Source organism: Faecalicoccus sp. (assembly GCF_036552745.1).
Taxonomy (GTDB): domain Bacteria; phylum Bacillota_I; class Bacilli_A; order Erysipelotrichales; family Erysipelotrichaceae; genus Faecalicoccus.
The window spans coordinates 1-2,621 of record NZ_JAXKBY010000083.1 but is presented as its reverse complement, the minus strand read 5'-3'; the positions used below and the strand labels follow the sequence as shown (position 1 = coordinate 2,621).

The following is a 2,621-nucleotide window of genomic DNA, read 5'->3' as shown; positions in this document are numbered from 1 at the left end:
GTATATAATAAAGGAAAACTGGTTTCTAACGAAACAATACCGAATGGCGCTTTATCCATTGGGCGATCTTTTTCCTCTTTTGTATGCGGTGCATGATCATTGGCAATCATATCCAGCGATCCATTTTCTAATCCTTCGATCAAAGCCATACGATCTTCATGGGAGCGTAAAGGCGGATTCATCTTCCAGTTTGTTCCCTGCACATCCTGATCTTCCAACAACAAGTGATGCGCTGTAACTTCCCCTGTCACATCGGCTCCCTTTTCTTTATATTCTTTTAAAGCTTCCACGCTTTCTTTAGCACTGATATGACAGGCATGATACGCATTGCCGATCTGTTGAGACAGTTGCAGATCACGAATCAACTGCGCACTTTCACAGGCACTCGAGATACCTAACCATCCTTTTTGGCGATTGACTTCACTGTCATGTACGCAGGCCCCCGGTTTTCGATACGACATATCTTCGGTATGCGCCACGATCATACAATCATTTTCTCCGGCTGTTTTCATCGCCTGAGCCATCACTTCAGCGGTAGAAACACCAACGCCATCATCACTGAACCAGCGAATGCCAAATCGTTCTTTGATAGCCTTCATATCAACGACTTCTTTGCTGGCCTCTTCTTTGGTGATACAGGCGTATGGATGTACATGCACGACAGCATCCTGATTGATTTTTTCAACATAGGTCTGAATCGTTTGCACATCATCCGGATACGGAATGACATTAGGCATACAGAAAATCGTAGTAAATCCTCCATGGGCGGCCGCCAATGTTCCGGTATGAATCGTTTCTTTTTGCGTATAGCCAGGTTCTCGTAAATGCACATGCACATCCACCAAACCCGGAATGACCGTTAATCCAGAAGCATCGATAATTTCAGCATCGGCCTGAATATTCTCTTCGATCTTTATAATTTCCTGTTCATCAAACAAAATATCTTTTTTGACAACCTCCTGCGGTGCCAGCACATTTCCATTTTTTATCAGTCGCATCTTATTTCTCCTCGAATGGGGCAAATCCAAAGGCACGCTTTAATACTGCTTTTCGCACTAAAACACCATTGGCCATCTGTTCAAAAATACGGCTTTTTGGTGCTTCCACCAGGTCAGAATCAATTTCGATATCGCGATTAAACGGTGCCGGATGCATCACGATCGCATGTTTTTTCATACGATTGTAACGCTCCTTGGTCAATCCATATCTTTGTAAATACTGCTCTTTGGTCAAATGCGCCAAGGTAGCTCCTCTTTCTCGCTGGATACGAAGCATCATTACGACATCCGCCCATTCAACTGCCTCATCCAAAGGCATCGTCGGATACCCCGGACGTTCCCATTCTTCCGGTCCACAGAAACGAACTTTACTGCCCATTCTTTCCAATGTGGATTTATTGGAAGCAGCCACACGCGAATGCAGGATATCTCCACAAATGACAATCTTTAAGCCTTTCAGCGTTCCAAATTCATTTTGCATGGTCAACAGATCCAACAGGCACTGTGTCGGATGATTACCGGCACCATCTCCAGCATTCAAGATCGGAACCTGAATATCTTCCAACTCTTTAAAGTACTCCGTTTTAGGATGACGGATCACAAAAGCATCATAACCAACCATCTCAAAGGTCTTGATCGTATCAAAAAATGTTTCTCCTTTGGTCACACTGCTGGTTTCCGCATTGAAATCAGCCACCTTGCAGCCTAGCTGCAGCTCCGCACTTTCAAAAGAATAATGCGTTCTGGTGCTTGGCTCAAAAAAAAGATTAGCAACCAAACACTTTTTTAAAGGTAATTGCCAATCTGAATAGGAACTATTAAAAAGTCTTGCATCATTTAAGATACTCAAGATCTCATCCACAGATAGATCGTTCATGGAACATAAGGAATTTTTGTTCATACATTTCCTCCTTTATCTCCCTTAAAAAAAGGATTTAAAACGCGTTCAAATCCCCTTCCTATTTACTAGGTGTATTCTATCATACTTCCCCTCGATTTCCAATCAGTTTATCGAAAAAACAATTGACCTGTAAATGACTGTATTATACGATTAAGTCATAAAGAAACCTCGTACTTTCTCTCTTTGTTCTATCCATAATTTCATAACCCGCATCATATACAAAAAAAGGAGATTACCTATGAAAAAAACATTAAAGATCTTTGCGGTCATTTTGGTTACATGCATCTTGTTGGCAGCCGCCGGAGTCGGATATTTAAGCATTCGTGAATACCGCCCGGAATCTGTAGAAATCCTGCAAGTGCCAAGTCAGAATAAGGTTTTAGATGCCAAGGATAGTTTACACATTCTCACTTATAATATAGGATATGCCGGCCTTGACAAAGACATGGATTTTTTCATGGATGGCGGCACAAAAGTCAATCCGGAATCGAAAGAAAAGGTAGAGACAAACTTGCAAGGTATCCAGCAAATTCTAAAAGATCAAAGTGCTGACATCTATCTTCTACAAGAAGTGGATACAAATTCTGGCCGATCGTTTCACATCAATGAACAAGAATATCTGGAAGACAACCTGAATCAAAGCGGTGTACTGGCGTATAACTTTAAATGCGACTATGTGCCTTATCCGTTTCCGCCCATTGGAAAAGTAGAAAGCGGTATCC

Annotated in this window: 2 protein-coding genes and 1 pseudogene; 1 reads left to right on the top strand and 2 read right to left on the bottom strand. The window is 42.0% G+C overall.

The features are described from left to right. On the bottom strand, positions 1-998 hold a 998-nt coding region (locus tag U0M88_RS04095; protein ID WP_331868992.1), incomplete at its 3' end, for a dihydroorotase. Between the two features lies 1 nt (position 999). Beyond that, on the bottom strand, positions 1,000-1,899 hold the full coding sequence (locus tag U0M88_RS04090; protein WP_331868991.1) for an aspartate carbamoyltransferase catalytic subunit: 900 nt from the start codon (positions 1,897-1,899) through the stop codon (positions 1,000-1,002). Positions 1,900-2,137: 238 nt separating this feature from the next. Between U0M88_RS04090 and U0M88_RS04085 the strand changes: the two are divergent. Continuing rightward, positions 2,138-2,621, top strand: a pseudogene (locus tag U0M88_RS04085) (hypothetical protein); the annotation flags it as partial.

Excerpts from the sequence above, each read along its gene's own strand:
- U0M88_RS04090 (WP_331868991.1), bottom strand. The coding sequence starts at position 1,899 with ATGAACAAAAATTCCTTATGTTCCATGAACGATCTATCTGTGGATGAG.